Genomic DNA, 25,832 nt, shown 5'->3' with positions numbered 1-25,832 from the left:
ATGATGCGTGATTGTTTTTTGACGACGAAGCTCACAAAGATTATTGATTTCAAAGTTTCACAAAGCCGCTTCGCTTATAAAGGCTAATGAAAATAGTTTCTCTTATATTTTGTGCTTTTGTAAATTTACAACCTCATCACAAGAATTTCTTGTGTAGTTCGTGTTCAAATAATTAATAAAATTTTTTATTTTGTTTTACTAAGTTTCTGATAATCGGACTGCATCGGTAGCGGTCTTCGTGGTAGAAATGATACATTTCGTCGAGTTCGTTTTGAAGATTTTCCAAGCCGAATTCGTCTGCCCATTTCAATAAACCTTTTGGATAATTCACGCCTTTTGCCATAGCCAAATCGATGTCTTCTGCTGAAGCAATATTTAAGAAAAGTGCATCTGCGGCTTCATTCATTAGCATTATCAAGATTCTTTTGAAGATTATTTGCAATAATTCAGGATTTTCATTGGGTTTTAGCTGTTCGGCATTTTGAGCATAATCATAAAATCCCTTTCCGGATTTTCTTCCAAAATAGCCAGCTTCGAATAATCGTTTTTGGGTAAATGACGGTTTGAATTTCGGGTCGTAGAAAAATTCTTTGAAGACCGTTTCCGTCACTCGGTAATTCACATCGTGGCCAATGAAATCCATCAGCTGAAACGGTCCCATTTTGAATCCACCCAAACTTGTCATTGCAAAATCAATCGTTGCACAGTCGGCGACTCCTTCTTCCAAAATCCGAATCGCTTCTCCGTAAAATGGTCTTGCGACGCGGTTTACAATAAATCCGGGTGTATCTTTTGCAATAACCGGAAGTTTTTTCCAGTTTTCGACAAGGCTTTTTACTTTTGAAACCAAATCTGGATCCGTCTGAACCGCAGGAATAAGCTCCACCAAAGCCATCAGCGGCGCCGGATTGAAAAAGTGAATGCCAATCACACGTTCCGGTTTCTGACAAGCCGATGCAATGGACGCAATGGATAAAGATGAAGTATTGGTCGCCAAAATGCAATCTTCGGAAACGAGACTTTCCAATTTTTGGAATAAGTCTTTCTTGGTTTCCAAATCTTCAACAATAGCTTCGATGATTAATTCTGAATCTTTTAGTTCTGATATTTTGTCGCTCAGTCGGATCTTATCAAAATAAGTTTCCGCTTCTTCGAATGTCACTTTGCCTTTCTCAGCCAGTTTCTGAAACTGAGCTTCAAGAATTTGACCGGCTTTTTCTATGGCAATTGGATTGCTGTCGTACAACAAAACCTCGTTTCCGGCTGTTACCAAAACCTGTGCTATTCCGCTTCCCATCGCACCGCTGCCGACTATTCCTATTTTCATCTCCTAATATTTTTAACGCAAAGTGCGCAAAGTTTTTTTATCCATTATTGAAAACATTTTTAAGTTCGCAAAGGCGTAAAGCTTAGCCGGGAACTCAAAGGTTTACTATTAAATCTGACAACTATAAACTATCAACTGACAACCAATTAATGGCATTTAAAATAATCAAAAGGTTCTTTGCAATCGTCACATTGGTATAATGCTTTGCAGGCTGTGGAACCAAACTGACTGACCAAATGGGTATGTTTTGAACTGCAAAGCGGACACTCGACCTCATCTGTTTTTGAAAATAATTCTTCATTATTTTTTGAATAAACAGGTGGCGCAATGCCGTAAGCTTTCAGTTTTTGTTTTCCTTCTTCGGTCATCCAGTCGGTGGTCCAGGCCGGACTCAATTGGTTTGTGATTTTGATATTTTTGAAACCTTTTTCAATCAGTTTCAGTTTAATCGACATATTAATCATCGATGTAGCGGGACAACCGGAGTAAGTTGGCGTCACTACCACTTCGATTTCCTCGCCATTGATTCTCACATCGCGTATGATTCCCAAATCCAAAAGATTGAGAACGGGAACTTCCGGGTCGGGAATTTCCTTTAAGATTTGCCATAAGTCGTTTTCTGTGATTGTCATTTTTTATTGTAATTCCTTTTGAACGCAAAGTCCGCAAAGATTTTTTATCAATATTGAAAACATTTTTAAGTTCGCAAGCGTAAAACTTATCAAAGAACTCAAAGATAATTTTACTTTACTCCTTTATCTTACCATTCCATATTAGGATATGTGCGTTGCATTATTTGCATTTCTGCTAAGATGTAACCCATTTTCTCGGTGTGTTTACCGTCTTTTCCGCCTTTTAGTTTTCTTGATTTTTCGAAATCGATTGTCAAAGTAGCTTCGTTCAGGATTTCCCGAACTTTGGTTTCCCATTTGGTTTGGAAGGTTCTGATGTCGGGGATGATGTTCTGCTCGATTAATTCTAATTCCCAGTTTGTCGGAATGAACATTTCGTCCGTAAAATCCACCAGATCGTTGACCGACTTCTGGATTTTGCTGTGACTTTCTTCTGTACCGTCGCCGAGACGAATCATCCATTCGCTGCTCCATTTCAAGTGATAAGTTACTTCTTTCAAAGATTTTTCTGCGATGGAAGCGAGTTTCAAATCGGAATTGTGTTTCAGTTCTGTCAATAACAAATGATGATAAGCATCGAAGAAAAACTGTCTGGCAATGGTGTCTCCGAAATGGCCGTTTTCCTTTTCCACCAACAACAGATTCTTGAACTCACGTTCGTTTCTGAGGAAAGCCAAATCGTCTTCGGTTTTGCCCCCATTCTGAATCTCAGCAGCATATTGATAGTAGTTGGAAGATTCTCCCAGCAAATCTAACGCGATGTTCGACAAGGCAATATCCTGTTCCAATACCGGACCTTTTCCGCACCATTCGCATAAACGTTGTCCGAGAATCAGGCTTGTGTCTGCGAGGTGCAGGAGATAATTGAGCCATTTGTTTTTATTGTTTTCCATTTGTTTTGAATTTGAACGCAAAGCGTGCAAAGTTTTTATTTATTACAATGTTTTAAAGTTCGCCAAATCCTTCGACTCCGCTCAGGATGACATCTCGAATATCAATAGTTTTTTTATGTTGAATCTGCAGCCCTACTTGAGTGTAAATCCTTTTTTGTGGCTGAAAAAGCTGGACAAAAAGATTGGGATCCTTTCGCCTTCGCTCAGGACAAACTACAGGCGGAAATAGCTGCCCGCATAATTAGATTACATATTTTTCACCTCTTCCGGAACGTGGTAAAACGTCGGGTGGCGGTAAACTTTGTCCTCGGAAGGTTCGTAAAAAGCCTCGGAATCATCGGGATTGCTGGCGTGGATGTGCTTGGATTCTACCACCCAAATACTGACGCCTTCCATCCTTCTGGTGTAAACATCGCGTGCGTTTTGGATTGCCATTTCGGCATCTGCCGCGTGGAGACTGCCCACGTGCTTGTGGTCGAGGCCTTGTCTGCTTCTGATGAAGACCTCCCAAAGCGGCCATTCTGTATTTTGCATAATATTTCAGATTAGAGATAATAGATTTTAATCTTCCGGCTTATATTAAACTGTTTTTCTGTTTTGTTCTTCTTTTAATTTTCTTTTTTCGTGGTAAGCAGTTGCGGCTTCTCGTACCCAAGCGCCGTCATCGAAAGCTTTTTTGCGGGTTTCGATTCTTTCTTTGTTGCAAAGCCCGTTGCCTTTCACGACATTCCAGAACTCGGCCCAATCGATTTCTCCGAATTCGTAATGTCCGGTTTCTTCATTGAATTTCAAGTCCGGGTCGGGAATCGTCAAGCCCAGATATTCTGCCTGAGGAACCGTTACATCTACGAAACGCTGTCTCAGTTCGTCATTCGTGAAGCGTTTGATGCGCCATTTCATCGAGAGTTCTGTGTTTCCGGATTCGGCATCTTTGGGTCCGAACATCATCAAAGTCGGCCACCACCAACGGTTGAGCGCATCCTGAGCCATTGCCTTCTGCTCCGGCGAACCCTGCGCGAGTTTCATCATCAGCTCGTAGCCTTGTCTCTGGTGGAAACTTTCTTCCTTGCAAATCCGAACCATCGCTCTGGCGTAAGGCCCGTAAGAAGCGCGGCAAAGTGGCACCTGATTAAGAATCGCAGCACCGTCTACAAGCCAGCCGATTGCGCCCATATCTGCCCAGGTCAACGTTGGATAGTTGAAAATGCTGGAATATTTGGCTTTTCCGGAATGTAAGTCGTTGATGGTTTCGTCCCTTGTTACGCCCAAAGTTTCTGCTGCACAATAGAGATACAAACCGTGACCGGCCTCGTCCTGAACTTTTGCCAAAAGGATTTTCTTTCGGTTCAAAGTTGGGGCGCGCGTAATCCAGTTGGCTTCCGGCAGCATTCCTACAATTTCGGAATGGGCGTGCTGAGAAATCTGACGAATCAGGGTTTTTCTGTACGCGTCCGGCATCCAGTCTTTTGGTTCGATGCGGATTTCGCTGTCTATTTTATTCTGAAAATGTTCTTCTAAATTGATTTCTGTTGTTTCCATAATGTTTTGGTTTAATGGAATTTATTTAAACGCAAAGCGCGCAAAGTTTTTTATTTATTCTACTGTTTTAAGTTCGCAAAGGCGTAAACTCAGCAAAGTTTTTTTATTACTAATTGTTTTAAGGCTCACAAAGGCGTGAACTTATATAAGAATTAATTTTAACGTTATTGGTTATGACTTACTCTCCTTTTATGCTGGATCTGCAGCCCGACTTGAGCGGAAATCCTTTTTTGCTTTTACTTCGTTTTCTATTGAAGACAAATTGTCTGCAAAAAAGATTGGGAGCGGAAGGCGGATTAAGCTGCCATAATTTTTTATTTTATTTAATATCAAAATTCACAATTTCATAAAGCTTCACCCATGCTGGTTTATATCGCCACTTTGTGGCTTGTTGGTTTACTTTATATCAAAATTCACAACCACTTCCTCCGACCTCGGATGCGCTTGGCAAGACAGGATAAATCCTGCGGCAATCTCGTCCGGTTCCAAGGAATAATTGATGTCCATCACGACTTCGCCTTTTTCCAGTTTGCATTTGCAAGTGGCGCAAACACCGCCTTTGCAGGCGTATGGCAAGTCGGCTCCGTTTTGCAAAGCGGCGTCCAAAATAGTTGGCCCGTGGTAGGCTAAATCTAATTTCAGAGCGGTGGCATCCAACTTGACGGTGACTTTGCTAAAAACGTCATCCGATTTATTGATTGCCGCCTCGTGTTCTTTTTTCTTTTCGGCCGAGGCTGCGCTGAAGAACAATTCGAAGTGAATCTTCTTGGCATCCACGCCGGAAGTGACCAAAGTGTCTCGCACGCTGAGAATCATTTCTTCCGGTCCGCAAAGGAAAACCTCATCGATTTTTTCTGCGGGAATGATATTATTAAGGAATGATTTTGCTTTCTCTGAATTAATTCTGCCACTCAACAAATCGGCATCTGCAACCTCACGGCTGAGAATATGATAAATGCTGAGGCGTTCCATAAAACGGTTTTTCAAAGCTTCGATTTCTTCTTTGAAAATGATGCTCGCTTTGTTTTTGTTTCCGTAAATCAGAATGAACTGGCTTTGAGGCTCGTTTTTCAAAACTGATTTGATGATGGAAATAATTGGTGTGATTCCACTTCCTGCAGCAAAAGCAACGTAAGTTTTTTTGTTTTCGGGATTCAGTTCTGTGTAGAATTTTCCCATTGGAGGCATTACTTCCAAAATGTCGCCTTCTTTCAGATTTTCATTCATAAAAGAAGAGAAGAGACCTTCGGGAACTTTTTTCACAGCGACTTTCAACTCGTTTTCGTGTGGACTTGCACAGATTGAGTAGGACCGGCGAAGTTCCTCATTGCCATTGATTTGTCGGAAAGTCAGGTATTGGCCTTGCGTGAATCTGAACTGTTCTGCCAATTCTGCAGGCACATCAAAACTTACGGAAACACAATCCTGCGTTTCTTTCTTGACTTTTTTGACGATTAAAGGGTGAAAATTTACTGACATTGTATTTTTTTTGAACACAAAGTGCACAAAGATTTTTTTTACATTATTGAAAATATTTTAAGGCTCACAAAGGCGTAAAACTTAACTAAGCTAAATGTTTATTCAGCAATCTACTATCTATTATCTATCTTCTTTCAGCATTCCTTTCATTAATAATGTTTTCAAATCATCTTCCAATTCTTGTGGCGTGATTTCGCGGCTTGGTTTGTACCAAAGCTCTATCCACCTTAAAGAAGATAAAATTGTGAAAAGTGCGACGGACACGTTCATTTTTTGGAATTCGCCGTTTTGCATTCCTTGTTCTATGATGTTGGCAAAGCTTTTTTCATAGGATTTTCTTGCTTTTTTGTATTGATTCTTTTTTTCTTCGCTTAAATATTTCCAATCGTTGTTCGCTACAGAAACTGATGCTGCATCTTCGATAATCAACTGGACGTGCAGTCCGATAATAGCGTTCAGTTTTTCCTGAAAAGTCTGGTTTGTATTTTCTATTTCCTGAAGTTGGGAAATGTATTGATGGGCGATTTTGAAGCAAATCAATTCGAGAATTTCGTCTTTGGATTTGATGTGGTTGTACATACTTGCGGCTTCCATTCCCACTTTTTCGGCAAGGTCGCGCATGCTGGTTCGGCCGAAACCTTTCTCTTTGAAAAGCGTTGCGGCTTCGGATAAAATCAATTCTTTTTTATTGATTTTAATTTTTTTATCTGTAATTAAATCTAATTCCATTTTAAATTAATCTTGTTTATTGAACACAAAGTCCACAAAGATTTTTTTTTCACATTATTGAAAAAATTTTAAGGTTCACAAAGGCGCTGACGCTCAACTAAGATTTATAATCAATCTATCAACTGACAACCAACAACTATCAACTAATACTTCAAAAGTTGTTCTATTTCTCTAATTAATTTCTGTGTGTTCGGCAGCATTTCCTGTTCCAATATAGAATTGATAGGAATTGCCGGCAAATTTTTCGCTCCAACGACTTTTACCGGAGCGTCCAAGTGTCTGAAACAGTTTTCATTGATTCTTGCTGCCAAGCTTTGGGCAAAACTATTATTGACAGGTTCTTCCGTCAAAACGATGCAACGGTTGTGTTTTTTCACACTTTCGAAAACGCGGTCTTCATCTAACGGTGCGAGCGTTCTCAAATCAATGATTTCGATTTGATCATCAAATTCCTTCGCTGCATTGGATGCCCAATAAACACCCATTCCGTAAGTGATGATGGTCAAAGTTGCTTTGTCCCGGCGATTTTCGCAAAGCAAAACTTCTCGGGCTTTCCCAAACGGAATGATGTAATTTTCGTCGGGTTCTATGGTTTTTGCTTTCTCTGTGCCTTCGATTTTTGACCAATACAATCCTTTGTGTTCCAACATTATAACGGGATTTGGGTCGTAGAAAGCGGCTTTCATCAGGCCCTTCAAATCTGCGCCAGTTGATGGATACGCAATTTTGATTCCTTTGATATTCGTCAAAACACTTTCCACGGAACTGGAATGATAAGGCCCACCGCTTCCGTAAGCACCAATCGGCACCCGAAGAATCATTGAAACCGGCCATTTGCCATTGGATAAATAGCAACTTCTGGAAACTTCGCTAAATAATTGATTCAAGCCCGGCCAAATGTAATCTGCGAACTGGACTTCGACAATCGGCTTCAGCCCGACTGCACTCATTCCGACTGTTGAACCTATGATAAACGCTTCCTGAATCGGTGTGTTGAAAACCCGTTTCTCTCCAAATTGTGCCGCCAAAGTAATCGCTTCGCGGAAAACGCCGCCCAACCTCAATCCCACATCTTCTCCATATAATAAGGCTTCCGGATGTTTTGCCATCAATTCTCTGATGGCAAATAGCGCGCAATCTACCATTACCGTCGGGATTTTCCCACTTGGGCAACGTTCTCCTTTTTCTTCGGTGATTGGCGTTGGAGCGAAATCGTGTTGGTAAGCATCTTCCGGTTTTGGGTCTTCTGCTAAAATGGCATTTTCGAAATCGGTTCTTACGAGTTCTGCAACTTCTTTTTCAATGGTTTCAATTTCGGAATCTTCTATGCTGATGTCTGAAAGTTGATTTCTAAGTTTGATTAATGGGTCATTCTTCGCGCATTTTTCCAAATCATCTCGATACCATTCTTTTCGTACACCGGAGGTGTGATGATTGAGTAAAGGAACTTTGGCGTGAATCAGCATCGGTCGGCGTTCTTCACGGATTATTTTGATGCATTCTTTGACGGTTTCGTAGGATTTCATAAAATCTGTTCCGTCGATTGTTCTGGTTTCGATGCCGTTGAAACCGCGCATATATTCAGTAATATTTTGTGCTCGGATTTCTTCTGCGCTGGCAGAAATATCCCATTCGTTGTCCTGAACCAAATAAAGAATCGGAAGTTGTTTCAAAGCTGCCATTTGGAACGCTTCCGAAACTTCGCCTTCCGTGCAACTTGCGTCACCGAGAGAGCAGACTGCAATTGGTTTTTCGTCTATGTTTTCAGCGATTCCGATTTCTTCTTTGTATTTCATTCCCATGGCAATTCCTGTTGTCGGAATTGCCTGCATTCCTGTTGCGGAACTTTGATGAATGATTTTCGGGAAATCGTCGCGTCTCAGACTTGGGTGAGAATAATAAGTTCTTCCGCCCGAAAATGGGTCGTCTCGTTTTGCTAAAAGCTGAAGCATCAATTCGTAAGGCGTGATGCCCATTCCGAGTAAAATAGAATCGTCTCTATAATAAGGACTCACGAAATCCTGTGGCAACAACTGCAGTCCCAAAGCGAGCTGAATTGCCTCGTGACCGCGGGAAGTGGCGTGAACGTATTTGGAAGTGATTTTTTTTTCCTGCTCGAACAAATCGGTCATCGTTTTTGCTGTAAACATCAGACGATAGGCTGATTTGAGTAAGTCAGTCTGAGAAATTTCTTTGTTTAAAAAATGTTTTTCCGTAATATTCATATTTAAACATTTGACAATCAATCACTTAATTCTAAAATTAATACGATGAATGTGATTTAAACAAACTTACGCATTTTTATTTAACTAACAAATGTTCGTTAGTTTTTCAAAGTATTAAGAAGGCATGTTTATCGGAAAAGTACAATTGAGGCAGCTGAAAATATATAAAGATCGGAAGCTGAAATCGGATAATAGCTATTCAAAATAAAATATATGTTGAAATATCCGCTTCATCACAAAATAAAAATTTAAATTTTGTAGTTTTGAAGATTAAACAAGATAAATGAAACACCTTAGCTGCAAATCTCTTGGATGCAGAAATAAAATTGGTGTTCCATCTGACTTAAAAAATTAAATGAAAAACAGATGAAAATTAAAATATTCTTTGGCATTGCATTTTGGTCACTTTTGCTTTTAGCAGGCTGTAATCGCGATGATATATCGTTTGAATCGCCCACTCAATTATTGAGATTCTCCACAGACACCGTTTTTTGCGACACCGTTTACAACCAAATGCGCAGCGAAACTTACGCCGTGAAGGTTTATAACAATGAAGATAAAGATGTTTTGATTCCAAGAATTGCATTGGAAGGTGGAAGCAGTTCGCTTTACAGAATCAATGTGGATGGAAAAGCAGGAATCAGCTTCGAAAATGTGCCGCTGAGAAGCAAAGACAGCCTGTTCGTTTTTGTAGAAATCTCACCTGTGGCCAATGCTCCGGAAGCGATTGCCGAAGATAAAGTGGTTTTCAACACCCCGGCCGGCGAACAAAAAGTGACGCTCTTTTCGGTTGTTCAGGATGCCGAATATTTTATCCAAACGGGAGAAAACCCTGTATCCATTAATGATAACACCACTTGGACAAAAGACAAAGTGAAAGTGATTTTCGGTAACCTGAATATTGCAGAAGGAAAAACTTTGACGATGGAAAAAGGGACGAAAGTCTATTTCCGAAAAAACAGCGGAATGAATTTTGAGAAAAATTCTAAACTGACTGTGTACGGCGAATTGGGAGAAGAAGTCATCTTCCGAGGCGACAGAAGCGATACCAAATACGACACTTTGCCCGCCAATTGGAACGGCATTACTATGGATGAGGCGACAGTTCTCAATATGAATTATGCCAAAATTTACGGTGGAAATGTTGGTCTTCAACTGAAAAAAAATTCGGCAACCATTAACAATACCATCATCCATACTTTTCAAAACGTGGGAATCTACGGCATTGCGGCAAATCTTACCGCGAATAATTTGGTAATGAATAACTGTGGAGAAGCCGATCTGGCCGTAACCGGAGGCGGAACTTATACGCTGAATTACGCCACGATTGCCAACTACTGGGATCTGAATCCATCGATGTCGGCAGTGGGAATCTTCGCGAGTAACCTCTATCAAAACGGAGAGGAACTCATTACAGGAAATCCCATTCTCAATGTGAATAATTCTATCATCTACGGCGATACAACGGATATGATCTCTTATAAAAGTATGGATGGTGGCTCGTTTGTGCGCAATTTCACGAATGTTTTATTAAAACAAAATGAAAGAGCCGGAATCATTTTTTCCGGGCAGAACATCTTTAACGAAGATCCAAAATTCCAAAATTATTTTACCCAAAAAATGAATTTGAGAGTGAAGGCTGGCTCGCCGGCAATGGGTAAAGGGACACAGTTGCCTAGTAATATTTTTACAATCAAGGATATAGCGGGCATTACAAGAATGTATCCTGCAACGTTAGGCGCGTACGAATAATGGAAATCACAGCATCACAAAATCAGGTTGATGAATGGATCAAAACCATCGGCGTCCGCTATTTCGATGAACTGACGAATATGGCAATTCTCACCGAGGAAGTAGGCGAAGTGGCCAGAATCATCGCCAGAAGATACGGCGAACAATCTGAAAAAGAATCCGATAAATCCAAAGATTTGGGCGAAGAATTGGCCGATGTTCTTTTTGTAACACTTTGCTTGGCCAACCAAACCGGAACCAATCTGCAAACTGCTTTCGACAAAAAAATGAAAGTGAAAACAGACAGAGATAAAGACCGGCATCAAAATAACGAAAAATTGAAATAAAATACTTGAAATCCCTCTCCGTGGGAGAGGGATTTAGGGTGAGGAAAATAATATATGCATCTAAAAAAAGCGCAATTAATTGACAACCAACAAATCCAAATTACCGGTTCGAAAAGCATTTCGAACCGTCTTTTGATTTTGAGCAAACTCTTCGGAAACATCGACATCCTAAATCTTTCCAATTCCCAAGACACCACTTTGCTCAAAAAAGCCTTGGAATCGGATTCCGAAATTATTGATATTCATCACGCGGGGACGGCCATGCGATTTTTGACTTCCTATTATTCGATTTTCGAAGGCAGAAAAACCATTTTGACAGGTTCTGACAGAATGAAAAACAGGCCGATTAAGCCTTTGGTAGATGCACTTCGATCTCTTGGGGCTGACATCACTTATCTTGAAAAAGATGGTTTTCCACCGTTGCAAATTATTGGAAAAAAGTTGGAACGAAACAATGTAAAAATCTCAGCCGAGGTTTCCAGCCAATTTTTAACTTCGTTAATATTAATCGGAGGAAAATTGGAAAACGGCCTGACCTTGGAATTGGAAGGCGAAATCACATCGCGACCTTATCTCGAAATGACTTTGAAAATCCTTAACGAAATCGGAATCAAATCCCATTTCACAGAAAATAAAATAGAAATATTACCACATTCCGACAATTTCAGAATCGAGCATTATGAAGTGGAAAGCGACTGGTCATCGGCATCGTACTTCTATTCGTTGGCCGCAATCGGCAGAAAATCAATAACGCTGAAAAGCTATCACACCCTTTCTTTGCAAGGCGACAGCGTCATCAAGGAACTGTATTGGAAATATTTCGGAATCAACACCGTCTCGGACTATGCCGAAAACTCGATTTCGCTTTTGCCGGAACCCGCTTTTGAATTTCCAGAATTCATCACAGTGAACATGAACGATTGCCCCGACATCGCTCAAACACTTTGTGTAACGGCAACAGCGTTGAAAATCCCTTTCGAAATCACAGGACTTCATACGTTGAAAGTAAAGGAAACCGACCGATTGGTAGCGCTTCAAAAAGAATTAGTGAAAATCGGGGCAAAAACCAATATCACGGAAGATAAAATAGAATCTTCTGAATTTGTAAAACCGGAAGAAAACATTTCGATCTCCACTTACAACGATCACAGGATGGCGATGGCTTTTGCCCCGTTTGCCTTAATCAAAGAACTGAATATCGAGAACGAAGATGTTGTCGAGAAATCTTATCCCGAGTTTTGGGAGGATTTTGCAACCGTTACGCAAGAAACTGAATAAAAAATGTCTAAAACCATCATCATCACAGGCACTTCATCCGGAATCGGCTTTGCGCTCGCAGAATATTTCGGGAAGAAAGGAAACAAGGTTTATGGATTGAGCAGAAAATCTGTAAGTTCGGGTTTTTTCGTCTCGATTCCAACAGATATTACCGAAAAAGACCAAATAGATAACGCGATTTCTGAAATCATGAAAACAGAAACACGAATTGATGTCCTCATCAACAACGCCGGAATGGGAATGGTTGGAGCGGTTGAAGATTCTACTAAAGAAGATATTACAAAATTGTTCAATCTCAATCTCATAGGCTCTGTGCAGATGATGACGGCTGTTTTGCCCAAAATGAGAGAACAGAAATCTGGCAAAATCATTAATATTTCCAGCATCGGATCCGAAATGGGCTTGCCATTTCGTGGATTTTATTCTGCATCCAAAGCTGCTTTGGACAAGGTGACAGAGGCTATGCGTTACGAAGTTTATCCTTGGAATATCCAAGTTTGCTCGCTCCATTTAGGCGATATCAAAACCAATATTGCAGAAAACAGGGTCAAAAGCAAAGTTTCTGAAGCTTATCAAAAAGTTTTCGACAAAGTTTATGCTTTGATGAATTCCCACGTGGACAAAGGAACCGACGCACGGGAAGTTGCCGTTTATATTGATAAACTTTTGAGGAAATCCAATTGGAAAGCACATTACTATTTTGGGGAATTCGGGCAGAAAATCGGCGTTCCGCTCAAATGGATTCTGCCGCAGAACACCTATGAGAATCTGATGAAGAAGTATAATAAAATGGATTAACTTCGGTTTTAGTTATAACTAAGAACGAGTAAGGTCTTCGACTCCGCTGAGACTGACATCATCAACATTAAAAACATTCAGTATTAGAGATGTCACACTGAGCGGAGTCGAAGTGCTTTCCACAAGATGAATCAATACTATGTTTACATATTAAAATGTTGCGACAGCTCTTATTATACAGGAGTTACAAGCAACTTGGAATCTCGATTGATAAAACATCACTCAGGCCATTTTCCTAAAAGCTACACTCACAATAGAAGACCCGTTCGATTGGTTTTTTACAATGAATTTAATGAAATAGAGCAAGCAATTTCTTTTGAAAAGCAAGTAAAAGGTTGGAGTAGAAAGAAAAAAGAGGCAATCATCAATGATAATTGGGAGAAACTAAAAGAATTGTCTGTCTGTAAAAATAGCAGTCATTCCGATAATATCGACAAAGGCTACGACTCCGCTGAGCCTGACAACTCAAACAATTCACTCTGAAATTAAATTTAAATTGAAATTGTACCGCTTTCTATTCATATTAGCTTTCTTAATTTCTTTTTTCTCCAGCGCACAGAAAAAAGAATATTGGCTGATCGACAAAGAAACGAATGCGAAAAAAATCGTCTCCGACTCCGCAAAAGCAGTCAAGTTTCTCGATTCTTTGACGGAAAATTCCTATTTTTTTACACAACTGAAAGAAGTCAAAAAAATAGAAAACCGCACCGAAATCTATTACGACAAAGGGCCGAATTTCAATAAAGCCCATGTCAAATTTTCGGACTCTTTGGTTTCTGAATTGAAACTTCCAAAAAATGAAATTTTCACGAAAAACCTCGATTCTCTCAGGAAAAACATCAATCAGAAATATCGGGACAAAGGTTTTGCCTTCAACCGCGTGAAAACCAAATTTCAAAAAATGGAAAATGGATTCCCGACGGTCAAAATCTCGGTGATTACTGCTTCCCAACGGAAAATAGACGCCATCGTTTACAAAGGTTACACGCGCTTGCCGAAACAATTCGTTAAAAACTTAAACAAAGAATATCTTCACACAACTTATGACGACAAGAATCTGGTGTCTATGAATCAGGCTTTGCAAAATCACCAATTCATAACGCTGGAAAAGCCACCACAAACTTTGTTCACCCGAGATTCGACTCAGGTCTTCCTCTTTATGCAAAAGAAAAAAACCAACACTTTTGACGGCATCATCGGCTTCGGAAACGACAAAACCGAAAAATTCACCGTCAACGGAACGCTGAATGTTCAGCTCAAAAATATGTTCAACGGCTTCGAAAGCATTGGCATATATTGGCAGAGAAATCCCGACAAAGGCCAAACCTTTGATCTTCAGACGGATATTCCCTACACATTTGGGAGCAATGTGGGTTTGAATGTGAACGTCAATATTTTCCGCCAAGATTCTACATTCGCAAATGTCAAATTTCTACCGGCCGTCTATTACCACCTTTCGCCGAAGCAGAAACTGGGTATCAAAGGCACTTTGGAGTCGTCTGCCATTTTGGATTCGCTGTACACCAGCGGGCGCGATTACAGCAAGAAAGGGATCGGGCTTTGGTATCAATTTCAGGAAGGCACCGACATTCCGCTGTTTATCAACAAAAGCAACATCCGCATCGAAGCCGATTTTCTGAAAACAACCTACGACGCAACGCAGGAAAAATTTGACCAAATTCGCTATTTCCTTTTTGCAGAGCACAATTTCAACCTATCTGGCAATCACTTTCTCAACGTCAAAGCAGAGTCGGCATTGCTCAGTGCAAAGAATGAACTATCAACAAACGAACTTTTTCGGTTTGGCGGCTGGAACTCGATGCGCGGTTTCAACGAGCAGAGTCTCATCAGCAATTTCTACGCTTTTGCCGGAGCAGAATATCGGTACTTGGTGAATGATCAAGCGTTTTTCGACCTTTTTGCGCAATATGGTCAAATGTCCAACAAATCTCTGGGAATCTCGCCGAAACTCTACAGTTTGGGATTGGGTTTCAACTTTTTTCTGCCGATCGGTTTGATGAGTTTTCAGATTTCTAACGGGAATCAGTTTGGTAACCCCTTCAAATTCAACGAAATAAAAATCCATTGGGGAATTCTCAGCCGTTTCTGATCAATGACAGCTTGTAGCGCAGTCATCATTCATCATTCATCATTCATCATTTATAATTTATAATTTATAATTTATAATTTGCAGAAGCCGGGAACCTGCTGTCCGCTGCAATCTTTTTTGTTCGTCATAGCCTCTCACAAAAAAGGATTTCCGCTGCCATCAGGGCTATGGGTTTCTACAACCGCTTAACATTTGCCCAAATATTAATTATTTATCAAATCAAAACCAGCATTTTCGGATTTCATAAAAATAGCTTAATTTTGCAAAGAAAGTAGAGATGTCTATTCATAACAAAATTGTAGAGACAGCCATCACTTTCGATGATGTGCTTCTAATTCCTTCTTATTCAGAAGTTCTACCCAACCAAGTTTCCCTCAAATCCAGACTTACCGACAAGATTTCGCTCAACGTTCCCATAGTTTCCGCAGCGATGGACACCGTTACCGAAGCAGCAATGGCTATCGCCCTTGCCAGAGTTGGTGGTCTTGGATTCATTCATAAAAATATGACCATTGCCGAGCAAGCCGCTCAGGTCAATACCGTGAAACGTTCCGAAAACGGAATGATCGCCGATCCCGTAACGCTTTCCAAAGACCACACCATCGCCGAGGCCAAAGCGTTGATGGCCGAATACAAGATCTCCGGCCTTCCTGTGGTGGATAAAAACAACTATCTCATCGGAATCATTACCAACCGGGATGTGAAATACCAACAAGATCTGGAAGTGAAAGTAGAGGACATTATGACCAAAGAAAACCTCATCACATCTGACAAAACCACCAATCTGGAAACAGCCAAGGAAATTCTGCTTAAAAACAGAATCGAGAAACTCCCGATCGTCGATAATAAAAACAGATTGGTCGGCCTCATTACGATTAAAGACATCGATAATCAACTCGAATATCCCAATGCCAACAAAGATAAAAACGGAAGACTGATCGTGGGTGCCGGCGTGGGCGTGGGCGAGGAAACGATGGAAAGAATCTCCGCTTTGGTGAAATCCGGCGTGGACATTGTCGCGATAGATTCGGCGCACGGCCATTCCAAGGGCGTGTTGGAAAAAATAGCCGAAATCCGAACAGCTTTTCCGGATCTGGACATCGTTGGCGGGAATATCGTAACTGCTGAAGCGGCAAGAGACCTCATCAAAGCCGGCGCCAATGTTTTGAAAGTGGGCGTTGGTCCAGGCTCCATCTGCACCACGAGAGTGGTTGCGGGCGTAGGTGTTCCGCAGCTTTCGGCCATCTATAATGTCTATGAATTTGCCAAAAAGAAAAACGTTGCCGTGATTGCAGATGGCGGCATCAAACTTTCGGGTGATATTGTAAAAGCAATAGCGAGCGGTGCCGGAGCCGTGATGCTGGGGTCGCTTCTCGCTGGAACGGATGAAGCACCGGGAGAAGAGATTATCTTTCAAGGGAGAAAATTCAAATCGTATCAGGGAATGGGAAGCCTGTCTGCGATGAAACGTGGCGGCAAAGAACGATATTTCCAGAGCGAAGCGAAGAAATTTGTCCCGGAAGGCATCGAAGGCCGAGTGCCGCACAAAGGGAAACTGGAAGATGTGATTTTTCAACTGACGGGCGGATTGCGAGCCGGTATGGGTTATTGCGGCGCAAAAGACATAGAAGCGTTGCAGAAGGAAACCAAAATGGTCATCATCACCGGAAATGGTTTGAAGGAATCTCATCCGCACGATGTCATCATCACGCAGGAAGCTCCGAATTATTCATTGTAAAATCAAATTAAAAAAGGCTGCAAAATTTGTAGCCTTCTCTTTTTTTGGGATGATATTTTACTTTTTGATGAATTTCAAATTGTATGTTTTTCCTTTTGAATCAAATATTTTCAAGAAATAAATTCCTTTTTGAAGTTGGGAAACGTTGAGTTGATTTTTAAAATCTGTTTTTAAAACTTGTTGTCCCACTGCATTGGTGATGACCACATTTCGGGCTTCCTCCACGCCCTGAATGGTGATAAAATCTGCCACAGGATTCGGGAACAGCTGGATTTTGCCTGAGGACAAATCGTTTACCGCCAATGTAGAATTGTGAACGTCGCCGGTCATCGTGGAATTGGATGGACTGAGATTACCGCCACACGCATTTTCAGTCACAGCCGTATTCTCTACCCAAGTTCCTACAGAATTGCTCGGCGGATTGGTAGCAGCATTATTGCCGGTTGAGTTATAAAAAATCAGATAAGGATCTACAAAATCGCCATTGCCGGAATCGGCGAGGAATTCCCAGCGGGTAAGTGTGTTATTCCACTGGATTTTGAATTCGCAAGTTCCCAGACCTCCGCAAGCTTGGTTGCCATCTACTGGGGTTGTGATATAGATTTTCTTATTGAATGTGTCTGTACCTGTATTTATTAACACATAATTTTGATCATCAAATAAATTATGGCATCCGTTGAAGGTGATGTTCTGAGCAGAAGCTGCGTTGATTCCTAATCCGATCATTAGAAGTAAGTAAAATGTTTTCATATTTAATCTTATTAGTTTACTGATGGATAAATTCCTTGAAGTGCAATGATGCATTTAAAAGTGATGTAAGGCTGCATATTGGTATGTGGCTGGGAGCCTCCGGCGTTGCCCACCATTTCTCCATTCATAGTGTTAAGATTTCCAATGGTTATGTCTGCATATTCTTTGTCCAAGACTTTGGTGTCAGCAGGCAGGTTATTGGCGGGAGAATTCTTGTTGCCCGGAGTTGTTGTCGCATTTACGAAATGGGTATGCGCTGGCATCTCACTGATAGTCAACGCGTGAGCTTCTTCTCCGCCATATTGCCCGAGCGGATGGGTGGTATTATCACTGATCAGCACACGGCTTTGAATCTTTGGCAACGCAAATGTGTTTATGCCATCGCCACCATAGGTAGTTCCCAAGAGTGAAAATAAAGCAGGATTTTGGCTGATGCTCATCAGCTGTCCGTTGCACTCCGCCCAATTCTTTGGAGCGTAATTGAAAGAGACATACAATATCTGACCAATAAAGGCCTCGCCGAAGGCTTGCGATTTTAGTTTATTGGGAATCATTCCTATGACGATAAACAGTAAAAGAGTATATTTTTTCATAAGGTTCAATTGCTAATTTATAGGTTATTTATGGTCTTGTAGGATAGATTCCGGACAAGGATATAATGCACTTCAAAGTTCCGTAAGGTTGCATATTATTATGCGGCACTCCACCTCCGGAGGGAGTCAGCATAGTAGGGTTCATCGTTGTATTAGCAACAGCATCCGAATATTCGGGATCGCCTGCTTTCGTATCTGCAAAGAAATTACCGCTTGGCACATTTTGATTGCCTTCAACTTTGATCGCGGTGACGGGGTGTGTATGAGCCGGCATCTCTGATAGCAGTAGGGTGACTGTTTCGCTGCCGTTGAGGCTTCCCACCGGGTAATTTTCACTTGCGCCCATAATGGTTCTGCCGCGCATATCGGGCAATGCAAAATTAGTAGAACCATTACCTCCAAACCGTGTTCCTATTAGAGAAAACAGAGCGGGATTTTGTTGGATGGCCAGTAGTTGACCGTTGCAAGCTGCCCAATTTTTGGGAACAAAGTTATAAGGCACCCACATAATTTGCCCAATATAAGGTTCCGATCCTTGTCCCGACAATTTTAGAGAAAGCAATAGCAAAGTAACTAATGCAGGTATTTTAAGTTTTTTCATAGTTAGATTGTTATTAGTTAGGAGTTGGATATACGCCTTCGAGGGCAATGACGCATTTCAGTGCCAAGGTTGGCATCATATTGTTATGCGCTTGGTTACCGCCTGACGAACTTAGCATGCCGGGCTTCATCGTCACCTTGTCGCCGGCAGAGACCAAATTGGAATATTCCTTGTCCAAAGTCTTGGTGTTTGCCGGCACACTGTTAGTAGGAATATTGCGATTTCCGGCATTATTGCTGCTCATCGCTTGATGAGTATGTACCGGCAATTGATTCGTTGCGAGCGTAACGCTTTCTACACCGCCCGTCTGGCCCAGTACATAGTTGTTTGATCCCGAACTAAGACCATCATCGATGATGACTCTTCCTTTGGCATTTGGGAGGGCAAATGTCGTTTGTCCATCGCCTCCGTACGTGGTTCCGATTAAAGTAAACAATGTTTCGTATTCCGAAATCTGTAATAGGGCGCCATCACAGTCGTGCCAACCCACAGGTGCGTAGCTATAAGGAACAAACATAATCTGTCCCACATATTGGGATTGAGCCTTCAGATTACAGGCGGAAGAAAATCCTAAAATAGCGATTGCCATTAAGCCTGGTTTTTTCATGATTTTATTTTTCCCAAATGTAATAAAAAAACAATTCGGTACAACTTATTTTTTTGATTTTGAATAAATTACCCCAATATCAAACTCTTTGTTAAACAATTTTTGCTTCTGTATTTTGGTCTGCAACCCGTATGCTTTTTGGCAAGAGATTCTATTAAAAAAATTATTTATAATTCGGTAAAGAATTCGTAAATTTGGCACTCAGTTATACATAGTGAAAAAACACTCAATTTTATCCATCATATTCTTATCGTTGTTCTTTTTTGGGATGATGTCTTTTACAACCCATAAGAAAGTCATAGCCGTGGTTTTCAATAAAGATATGACGAAAAAAGACCTCGTGAGTTTGCAGAAAAACCTGAAAGAAAAAAACATTATTTTGGTTTTCAATAAGATCAAATTTACCAAGAACCGACTGAGTTATATCGATTTCAGCATCGATTTTGGGGATGGATTTTCCGGTTCTTCGAAATCTGAGATTGGTCAATCTAAAGAAATAGGATTTGTTCGGGATTATAGCGAGGATGCCGAGCAGCCTTTTATGGTTGGTGATTTGAAATAAAAAACGAAACTTCCAAATTTGGAAGTTTTTTCATAAATCATTGTTGTGTTTCGTTCTTTGCTTGGTTTCCAAGTCGTCTTTAAAATCGCTAATCCGGTAATCGGTCTGAAGATTTCCTTTGGCAATTTTTTCTTTGGAATACAATCGGAAATCGTTCTCGGTTTTTTCCAAAAGATAATCGTAAGGACCCACGGCTGAGATGAGCTTGATCAAAACGGGCGAAATCTCCAGACAGATAAAAAGTCCCATTATGAAACTGGCGGCCAATGCGATGATGGCAGAATTATCTCCCAGCTCGTCCAAAGCCTGCAATCGAGCGGCAAAACCATTGAATTTGTCCTCAAAAGTTTCGGTGGACTTCCGCTCGGTTTCCAGATTGGTGTAGACTTTTGAGATTTCGCGATCCAAATATTGTAATCTTGCTTGCTGTTGCTTCTGATAATTTTCCAGATCGAGGCGTTTCTGCTCCTTCAGTTCGGCTTTTCGCTTTGCATTGGTCCCAAAACCCACTTTTCCACTGGTCAAGCCGGATTGCTTCCCAAGAATTTCTTTTTCTAATTCGACCGATGCCGAATCATAAGCCATCTGATAATTCTTGATTTGATTTTGAATCTGCTTTTTCTCTTGGTCAAACGGACCTGCTTGTTGCAGAATTCGCCCGCTCATTTCTGTCTGCAGCTGTTTCTTGTTTCTCTGAATGATCGTATTCAGTTGTTTGTTGACTTCTTTTTCAAAAATTTTCAGCTCCAAGGGTTTGGAAATGATGATGCCCAGAAATGTCGCAAGAATTAGTCGTGGAATGGTCATCAGAATTTGATTCCACCACGTTCCGGTTTTTTTGATGGATGAGACGATGTATCTATCCAAGTTGAAAATCATCAATCCCCAAAGAATTGCAAATCCGACAGCCGTCCACAGATTGTCAAAAACCGTGAACATCGCGTATCCCGCAGAAAGCGTTGCGAAAATAGCCGTGAAAAGAACGATGCCGCCGATGCCCGCAAATTTGTTCCATTCGCTGGGTGACCTTTTCAATAAATGAATATTTCCTCCGGAACAGAGCATTAGAAAATATTGAAACCAATTTATACGAATTGAAGGGGTGTTTTTTTTCATTTTGAGGGATTATGAAAATATGTAATCTTAAACGATAAATTGTTACAAATAGTATTAGGCAAAACCTAATAATAAATTTTTATAGTTCTGGAAATATTAAATTAAAACAAAAAACGCACTCCGGTAAGACTTTAACCGTAGTTGCGCGGAGATTGCAATTGCGAAAACCTACAAAACGATCATGATAAATTCTGGATATTACCGCGTAGTTTCAGAGCTTCGGCTTCTCTGTAAAGTTTTTCTTCGCTCCATTTGGCATGTCTTGACGGGACGATTTTATGACCCTTTTTGGCAGCATAGACTTTTGTAAATTCGGCTCCGAAAAATATCAACTGGCAGGAATAATTGATCCACATCATCAATAAAATCACGGTGCCGGCAGCGCCGAAAACTGAAGTAGGCTTTGAAACATCGAAATAAAAACTTATCAGCATCTTGCCGATATTAAACAGTAATGCGGTTACCACTGCGCCAATCCACACCGACTTCCATTGAATCTCCACGTCCGGCAAAACTTTGAACATAATGGCGAAGAGAACGGTAATCACAATAAATCCTAAAATGAAATTACTGCTTTGGATGAGAACATAGGTCTCCATACCAAAATACTTGGTAATCAATTGGTTGGCGAGCCCAATTAGGGAAGATAAAACCATACTGATTAAAAGCAAAAATGCAATAATAAGAATCATTCCCAAGGAATTGGCACGATCTATAATGAACTTTTGCCAAGCTTTTTTCGGAGCCGCTTCTACATCCCAAAGGTTGTTAAGCGTGGTTTGCATTTGAAAAAACAAACTGGTAGCTCCAAAAATCAAGGTGGCAACGCCCAATGCTTTCATCCAAAAATTCTGTTTGTCGATCATCGCGCTGGCAATAATATCTTGAATGGTTTTTGCTGTGTCGTAGCCCATTACGCCTTGGATCTGCCGTACTATTTCCCCATTCACGGCCTCTTGACCATAAAAATGTCCGGCTGTCCAGATGATAATTATCAGCAATCCGGGTAGCGCAAAAATGGCGTTGTAAGCCATGCTTGCACTGTCTTTGGACGCAGAAGACGAACTCCATTCCTTAAAAGTATCTCGCAGAACTTCCCAAAAAGATTTTAGTTTGGTCATTATTGAAATTTCTTCGGAAAATTCAATGATTGTACCAATCTGCGCCTTATTTGTACCAGTCGGCGTATTTCAAATAATTATTTACGATCCTTTCGATTTCGCCGTCCAATAAAATTTGTGAAACCTCCTTCACCTTTCTTGCAGGAACGCCAGCCCAGATCTCGCCTTTTCGAATGATTGAATTAGCCGTGACGACTGCGCCAGCCGCCACAATAGAATCGCTTTCCACCACGGTATCGTCCATCACGATAGCGCCCATTCCTATCAGCACATTATCTTTGATGGTGCAGCCGTGGACAATGGCATTGTGCCCGATAGAGACATTATTCCCAATGTTTGTCGTGCTTTTTTGGTACGTGCAGTGGATCATCACATTGTCCTGAACATTCACTTTATTTCCCATTTTTATGGAATTGACATCGCCTCGGAGAACGGCGTTGTACCAGATGCTGCAGTCGTCGCCCATCGTGACATCGCCAATGATAACGGCAGTTTCCGCCACAAAAACATTTTTACCCATTTGGGGCGTTTTTCCTAAAAGTTCTTTAATAAGTGCCATATTATTTATTTTTGATAATTTAAAATGCTCGCTGAAATAAAAATAATGCTAAGCAATCTTAGCAAGAAAGTAATTTAAAAATAGCAGAATCAATCCAATAGAAAAAATCAAACACACGCAATCTGTTCATAATCAAAACATAACATAACGTTGGGATTCCTCCGCTTTTTTGTTCCACCAAATTACGATATTTTTGTATTTCAATTGATTAAAATGAGAGAAATCATTATAGAACCTACCGAGAACCCAAAGGTAATGAAGTTCGTCACAGACTACAACCTCATTCCGGGATCTGTGGAACTTGACAGAGAATCTGATATTTCGGAAATACCGCTGGCACAAGAGCTTTTCAATTATCCATTCGTCAACAGGATTTTCATCACGGCTAATTTTATTGCGGTGGCCAAAGAAGACACTGTAGAATGGGAATACGTCGCCGAAAGTCTGAAAAACATCATTGAAGACGAACTTCTGGCCAACCCTCGGCTTTATCTTCAAAAGAAAAAAGAGCATTATCTGATTTACTCGGAAATGACGCCCAACCCCGCGGTTATGAAATTCATTTCCAACAAGATGCTTTTGGACGGGTTCATCGAGGTCAAATCCCGTGAAAAAGCGCAGGACGTTCCCTTAGCCAAAGAATTATTCGATGCGTTTGACTATGTGAAAGAAGTCTATATTAGCGATAACTTTGTTGCAGTCACCAGAGACGACCGATTTGAATGGCACGAAATTATGAACAGCGTTCGATCTTTCATTGCCGAATTTCTGCAAGCCGGGAAAACTATTTCCAACGCAGAGCCACACACACACGAAAACCCGATGTTGAAAATCATCAATAGAGAATATACCGATGATGAGCAGAAAATCAATGATATCCTGAACGAATATGTGGCGCCGGCCGTAGAAAACGACGGCGGAAAAATCTCCTTGATTGAATATGACAGAGAAAATAAAACCGCGAAAATGCTCCTCCAAGGTGCTTGCAGCGGTTGCCCATCTTCTACCGCCACCTTGAAAAACGGCATCCAAAACATTCTGAAACAATTCGTTCCCGAACTGGTAGAGAATGTAGAAGCAGTGAATGGATAATCTTTAATAGATCGTTGAAGCCTGTCAATGGACAGTTTTCTGAAACTTACATAAATTAAATTTCAAATTTGGAAACCAAAAACCAAAAACCGACAACCAAAAACCGTAAAGGAATCCTCTTAGTCAATCTCGGATCGCCTAAATCCACTTCTGTAGAAGATGTAAAAGATTATCTGGACGAGTTCCTGATGGACGAGAAAGTGATTGATTATCGATGGATTTTCCGTGCGCTTTTGGTTCAAGGCATCATCCTGAAAACGCGCCCCAAAAAATCTGCGGAAGCCTACAAAACCGTATGGACGGAGGAAGGCTCGCCCCTGATCGTGATCTCAAAGCATCTTCAGCAAAGACTTCAAAAGATCGTAGATGTTCCAGTTGGTTTGGGGATGCGATATGCGGAACCCTCGATAAAAACGGGCATTCAGGAGTTGGTAGATCTGGGCATTACGCAAATCACCCTGTTTCCGCTTTATCCGCAATATGCAATGAGCACCACGGAAACCGTGATTGACAAAGCAGAAGAAGTGCGCCAGAAATTCTTTCCCGATATCAAAATCAATTACATTCAGCCTTTTTACGACCGTGAGATTTACATTGATGCTTTAGCAAAAAGCATTGCCGAGAAACTGCCGGCAGACTTCGACCTGCTCCAATTCTCTTACCACGGCGTTCCAGAAAGACATATTTACAAAACCGATCCCACAAAAACTTGCAGTATGGACAACTGCTGCCAGAAAGACAATCTGCCTTCGCACAAATTTTGCTACAGGCATCAATGCTACAAAGTGACCGAATTGGTTCGTGAAAAACTGGGTTTGCCCAAAGAAAAAGTGCTGGTCACCTTCCAATCCCGATTGGGAAAAGATAAATGGATAGAACCTTATACCGATGCGACCCTCGAAGGTCTTGCGAAGAAAGGCATCAAAAAATTAGCCATCGTTTGCCCTGCTTTTGTTTCAGATTGCTTGGAAACCTTGGAAGAAATCTCTGTCGAAGGCAAAGAAATATTTCTTCACAACGGTGGCGAGAGATTTGATTATATTCCTTGCCTTAATGAACAGGCAGATTGGATCAATGTCGTGAAACAGTTGAGTGAAGAGAAACTGGCAGAGTTTTGATGACACCGAAAAATTCAATATTCCTAAAAAAATTAAAGAAAAATTTTAACAAATATTTTTATTAAAAATATTTTTCTTAGTAAATTAACCTCACAAAAAAAATTAAAGTTTAACCTAAAAAGTATTCCTATGAAAAACATCTTAGTTCTTTTATTTACTTTCACAATGATCGGGGCTAATGCTCAGAAGACCGTTTCTTATGCCGATGGCAGCCAGAAGCTTGAAGGCGTTTTCTACAGCCCACAAAAAGCCAACGGAAATGCCGTTTTGCTACTTCCGGCGTGGCTGGGAATCGACAATAATGCCAAGGAAAATGCAGCTGAATTGGCAAAATTGGGCTATAAAACGTTGGTAGCCGATATTTATGGCGTCGATAAAAGACCCAAAGACCAAAATGAAGCCGCAAAAATGGCCGGATATTATAAAAATAACGTCAAGGAATACCAAACCAGAATCCGCTTGGCGCTGAATGAGCTGGTAAAAAATGGAGCCAATCCGGATAAAATTGCGGTGATTGGTTATTGTTTTGGAGGAACAGGCGCACTAGAAGCTGCCCGAACCAATATGAAAGTAAGAGGCGTGGTTTCCTTCCACGGCGGACTGGGAAGAGATGCCGCCCGAACCATTGAACCTATTACTCCGAAAGTTCTCGTGTTGCACGGCGCCGACGATCCATTTGCTCCCGAGGCGGAAATCAAAGCTTTTCAGGATGAAATGAGAAAGGCAAAAGCAGATTGGCAAATGACCTATTACGGCAACTCGGTTCACGGCTTTACACACAAAGATGCAGGAACCGACAATAGCACAGGAATGGCTTACAACGAAAAAGCAGCCAAAAGATCGTGGCAAGCGATGTTGGATTTCTTCGCAGAAATTTTCAAATAAAA

At 41.0% G+C, this 25,832-nt stretch carries 26 protein-coding genes; 11 read left to right on the top strand and 15 right to left on the bottom strand.

What is annotated here, in order from left to right:
- Nucleotides 1-172: 172 nt before the first annotated feature.
- The 8 genes from DTW91_RS02565 to DTW91_RS02530 form a co-directional block, all read right to left on the bottom strand.
- Nucleotides 173-1,327, bottom strand: coding sequence for a 3-hydroxyacyl-CoA dehydrogenase NAD-binding domain-containing protein (locus DTW91_RS02565; RefSeq protein ID WP_125201848.1), 1,155 nt, complete (start codon nucleotides 1,325-1,327; stop codon nucleotides 173-175).
- A gap of 146 nt (nucleotides 1,328-1,473) precedes the next feature.
- Nucleotides 1,474-1,959 (bottom strand): 1,2-phenylacetyl-CoA epoxidase subunit PaaD, encoded by a 486-nt coding sequence (gene paaD / locus DTW91_RS02560; RefSeq protein ID WP_125201847.1) that lies wholly within the window; start codon nucleotides 1,957-1,959, stop codon nucleotides 1,474-1,476.
- A gap of 128 nt (nucleotides 1,960-2,087) precedes the next feature.
- Nucleotides 2,088-2,852, bottom strand: a complete 765-nt coding sequence (gene paaC / locus DTW91_RS02555; RefSeq protein ID WP_125201846.1) for a 1,2-phenylacetyl-CoA epoxidase subunit PaaC — start codon at nucleotides 2,850-2,852, stop codon at nucleotides 2,088-2,090.
- Between the two features lie 246 nt (nucleotides 2,853-3,098).
- Entirely contained in the window at nucleotides 3,099-3,386 is a 288-nt protein-coding gene (gene paaB / locus DTW91_RS02550) for a 1,2-phenylacetyl-CoA epoxidase subunit PaaB (protein WP_125201845.1), read from the bottom strand.
- A gap of 45 nt (nucleotides 3,387-3,431) precedes the next feature.
- Nucleotides 3,432-4,391: a 1,2-phenylacetyl-CoA epoxidase subunit PaaA gene (paaA, locus tag DTW91_RS02545; protein ID WP_125201844.1), complete on the bottom strand. Its 960-nt coding sequence runs from the start codon at nucleotides 4,389-4,391 to the stop codon at nucleotides 3,432-3,434.
- A 396-nt stretch (nucleotides 4,392-4,787) separates the two neighbouring features.
- Nucleotides 4,788-5,870: a 1,2-phenylacetyl-CoA epoxidase subunit PaaE gene (gene paaE, locus DTW91_RS02540; RefSeq protein ID WP_125201843.1), complete on the bottom strand. Its 1,083-nt coding sequence runs from the start codon at nucleotides 5,868-5,870 to the stop codon at nucleotides 4,788-4,790.
- A gap of 120 nt (nucleotides 5,871-5,990) precedes the next feature.
- Nucleotides 5,991-6,599 carry a TetR/AcrR family transcriptional regulator gene (locus tag DTW91_RS02535; protein WP_125201842.1) on the bottom strand — a complete coding sequence of 203 codons (609 nt, stop codon included), beginning with the start codon at nucleotides 6,597-6,599 and terminating at the stop codon, nucleotides 5,991-5,993.
- A 143-nt stretch (nucleotides 6,600-6,742) separates the two neighbouring features.
- On the bottom strand, nucleotides 6,743-8,749 hold the full coding sequence (locus DTW91_RS02530) for a thiamine pyrophosphate-dependent enzyme (protein ID WP_228412621.1): 2,007 nt from the start codon (nucleotides 8,747-8,749) through the stop codon (nucleotides 6,743-6,745).
- A 441-nt stretch (nucleotides 8,750-9,190) separates the two neighbouring features.
- Between DTW91_RS02530 and DTW91_RS02525 the strand changes: the two genes are divergently transcribed.
- The 7 genes from DTW91_RS02525 (at nucleotide 9,191) to guaB (ending at nucleotide 16,826) form a co-directional block, all read left to right on the top strand.
- The gene (locus DTW91_RS02525; protein ID WP_125201840.1) at nucleotides 9,191-10,576 is read left to right on the top strand and encodes a hypothetical protein; all 1,386 of its coding nucleotides are present in this window, start codon (nucleotides 9,191-9,193) and stop codon (nucleotides 10,574-10,576) included.
- Nucleotides 10,576-10,902: a nucleotide pyrophosphohydrolase gene (locus DTW91_RS02520; RefSeq protein ID WP_125201839.1), complete on the top strand. Its 327-nt coding sequence runs from the start codon at nucleotides 10,576-10,578 to the stop codon at nucleotides 10,900-10,902. The genes DTW91_RS02525 and DTW91_RS02520 overlap by 1 nt, the downstream gene beginning before the upstream one ends.
- A gap of 54 nt (nucleotides 10,903-10,956) precedes the next feature.
- Nucleotides 10,957-12,180: a 3-phosphoshikimate 1-carboxyvinyltransferase gene (locus DTW91_RS02515; RefSeq protein ID WP_125201838.1), complete on the top strand. Its 1,224-nt coding sequence runs from the start codon at nucleotides 10,957-10,959 to the stop codon at nucleotides 12,178-12,180.
- A 3-nt stretch (nucleotides 12,181-12,183) separates the two neighbouring features.
- The gene (locus tag DTW91_RS02510) at nucleotides 12,184-12,978 is read left to right on the top strand and encodes an SDR family oxidoreductase (RefSeq protein WP_125201837.1); all 795 of its coding nucleotides are present in this window, start codon (nucleotides 12,184-12,186) and stop codon (nucleotides 12,976-12,978) included.
- A gap of 126 nt (nucleotides 12,979-13,104) precedes the next feature.
- Nucleotides 13,105-13,461 (top strand): GIY-YIG nuclease family protein, encoded by a 357-nt coding sequence (locus tag DTW91_RS02505; RefSeq protein ID WP_125201836.1) that lies wholly within the window; start codon nucleotides 13,105-13,107, stop codon nucleotides 13,459-13,461.
- Between the two features lie 19 nt (nucleotides 13,462-13,480).
- The gene (locus DTW91_RS02500) at nucleotides 13,481-15,088 is read left to right on the top strand and encodes a hypothetical protein (RefSeq protein WP_317126004.1); all 1,608 of its coding nucleotides are present in this window, start codon (nucleotides 13,481-13,483) and stop codon (nucleotides 15,086-15,088) included.
- A gap of 277 nt (nucleotides 15,089-15,365) precedes the next feature.
- Complete coding sequence (gene guaB / locus DTW91_RS02495) at nucleotides 15,366-16,826, top strand: IMP dehydrogenase (protein ID WP_125201834.1); 1,461 nt, start codon at nucleotides 15,366-15,368, stop codon at nucleotides 16,824-16,826.
- A 57-nt stretch (nucleotides 16,827-16,883) separates the two neighbouring features.
- Here guaB and DTW91_RS02490 read toward each other — a convergent pair whose 3' ends face one another.
- The 4 genes from DTW91_RS02490 to DTW91_RS02475 are packed head-to-tail and all read right to left on the bottom strand — an operon-like array spanning nucleotide 16,884 to nucleotide 19,377.
- A complete protein-coding gene (locus DTW91_RS02490; protein WP_125201833.1) occupies nucleotides 16,884-17,576 on the bottom strand; it encodes a T9SS type A sorting domain-containing protein in 693 nt (230 codons plus the stop codon).
- 11 nt (nucleotides 17,577-17,587) lie between these two features.
- Nucleotides 17,588-18,169 carry a phage tail protein gene (locus DTW91_RS02485; protein ID WP_125201832.1) on the bottom strand — a complete coding sequence of 194 codons (582 nt, stop codon included), beginning with the start codon at nucleotides 18,167-18,169 and terminating at the stop codon, nucleotides 17,588-17,590.
- A 28-nt stretch (nucleotides 18,170-18,197) separates the two neighbouring features.
- Entirely contained in the window at nucleotides 18,198-18,770 is a 573-nt protein-coding gene (locus DTW91_RS02480; RefSeq protein ID WP_125201831.1) for a phage tail protein, read from the bottom strand.
- Nucleotides 18,771-18,783: 13 nt separating this feature from the next.
- Nucleotides 18,784-19,377, bottom strand: a complete 594-nt coding sequence (locus tag DTW91_RS02475; RefSeq protein WP_228412620.1) for a phage tail protein — start codon at nucleotides 19,375-19,377, stop codon at nucleotides 18,784-18,786.
- A 214-nt stretch (nucleotides 19,378-19,591) separates the two neighbouring features.
- Here DTW91_RS02475 and DTW91_RS02470 point away from each other — a divergent pair, with 214 nt between their 5' ends.
- A complete protein-coding gene (locus tag DTW91_RS02470) occupies nucleotides 19,592-19,939 on the top strand; it encodes a hypothetical protein (protein ID WP_125201830.1) in 348 nt (115 codons plus the stop codon).
- Between the two features lie 30 nt (nucleotides 19,940-19,969).
- Here the strand turns inward: DTW91_RS02470 and DTW91_RS02465 are convergent, their stop codons facing one another.
- The 3 genes from DTW91_RS02465 to DTW91_RS02455 all read right to left on the bottom strand — a co-directional run bounded on the left by DTW91_RS02465 (nucleotide 19,970) and on the right by DTW91_RS02455 (nucleotide 22,735).
- The gene (locus tag DTW91_RS02465) at nucleotides 19,970-21,055 is read right to left on the bottom strand and encodes a DUF4407 domain-containing protein (RefSeq protein WP_125201829.1); all 1,086 of its coding nucleotides are present in this window, start codon (nucleotides 21,053-21,055) and stop codon (nucleotides 19,970-19,972) included.
- A 179-nt stretch (nucleotides 21,056-21,234) separates the two neighbouring features.
- Nucleotides 21,235-22,179: a YihY/virulence factor BrkB family protein gene (locus tag DTW91_RS02460; protein ID WP_125201828.1), complete on the bottom strand. Its 945-nt coding sequence runs from the start codon at nucleotides 22,177-22,179 to the stop codon at nucleotides 21,235-21,237.
- Between the two features lie 43 nt (nucleotides 22,180-22,222).
- Complete coding sequence (locus DTW91_RS02455; RefSeq protein ID WP_125201827.1) at nucleotides 22,223-22,735, bottom strand: gamma carbonic anhydrase family protein; 513 nt, start codon at nucleotides 22,733-22,735, stop codon at nucleotides 22,223-22,225.
- A 213-nt stretch (nucleotides 22,736-22,948) separates the two neighbouring features.
- Here DTW91_RS02455 and DTW91_RS02450 point away from each other — a divergent pair, with 213 nt between their 5' ends.
- The 3 genes from DTW91_RS02450 to DTW91_RS02440 all read left to right on the top strand — a co-directional run bounded on the left by DTW91_RS02450 (nucleotide 22,949) and on the right by DTW91_RS02440 (nucleotide 25,830).
- A complete protein-coding gene (locus tag DTW91_RS02450; protein ID WP_125201826.1) occupies nucleotides 22,949-23,827 on the top strand; it encodes a NifU family protein in 879 nt (292 codons plus the stop codon).
- Between the two features lie 68 nt (nucleotides 23,828-23,895).
- On the top strand, nucleotides 23,896-24,945 hold the full coding sequence (gene hemH, locus DTW91_RS02445; protein ID WP_125201825.1) for a ferrochelatase: 1,050 nt from the start codon (nucleotides 23,896-23,898) through the stop codon (nucleotides 24,943-24,945).
- A 129-nt stretch (nucleotides 24,946-25,074) separates the two neighbouring features.
- Complete coding sequence (locus DTW91_RS02440) at nucleotides 25,075-25,830, top strand: dienelactone hydrolase family protein (RefSeq protein WP_125201824.1); 756 nt, start codon at nucleotides 25,075-25,077, stop codon at nucleotides 25,828-25,830.
- The last annotated feature ends 2 nt before the right edge of the window (nucleotides 25,831-25,832 follow it).

It is taken from the genome of Chryseobacterium sp. SC28 (genome assembly GCF_003932955.1).
Lineage (GTDB): Bacteria > Bacteroidota > Bacteroidia > Flavobacteriales > Weeksellaceae > Epilithonimonas.
Note: the sequence above shows the minus strand (reverse complement) of the source record. Positions and strands in the feature narration are given on the sequence as shown.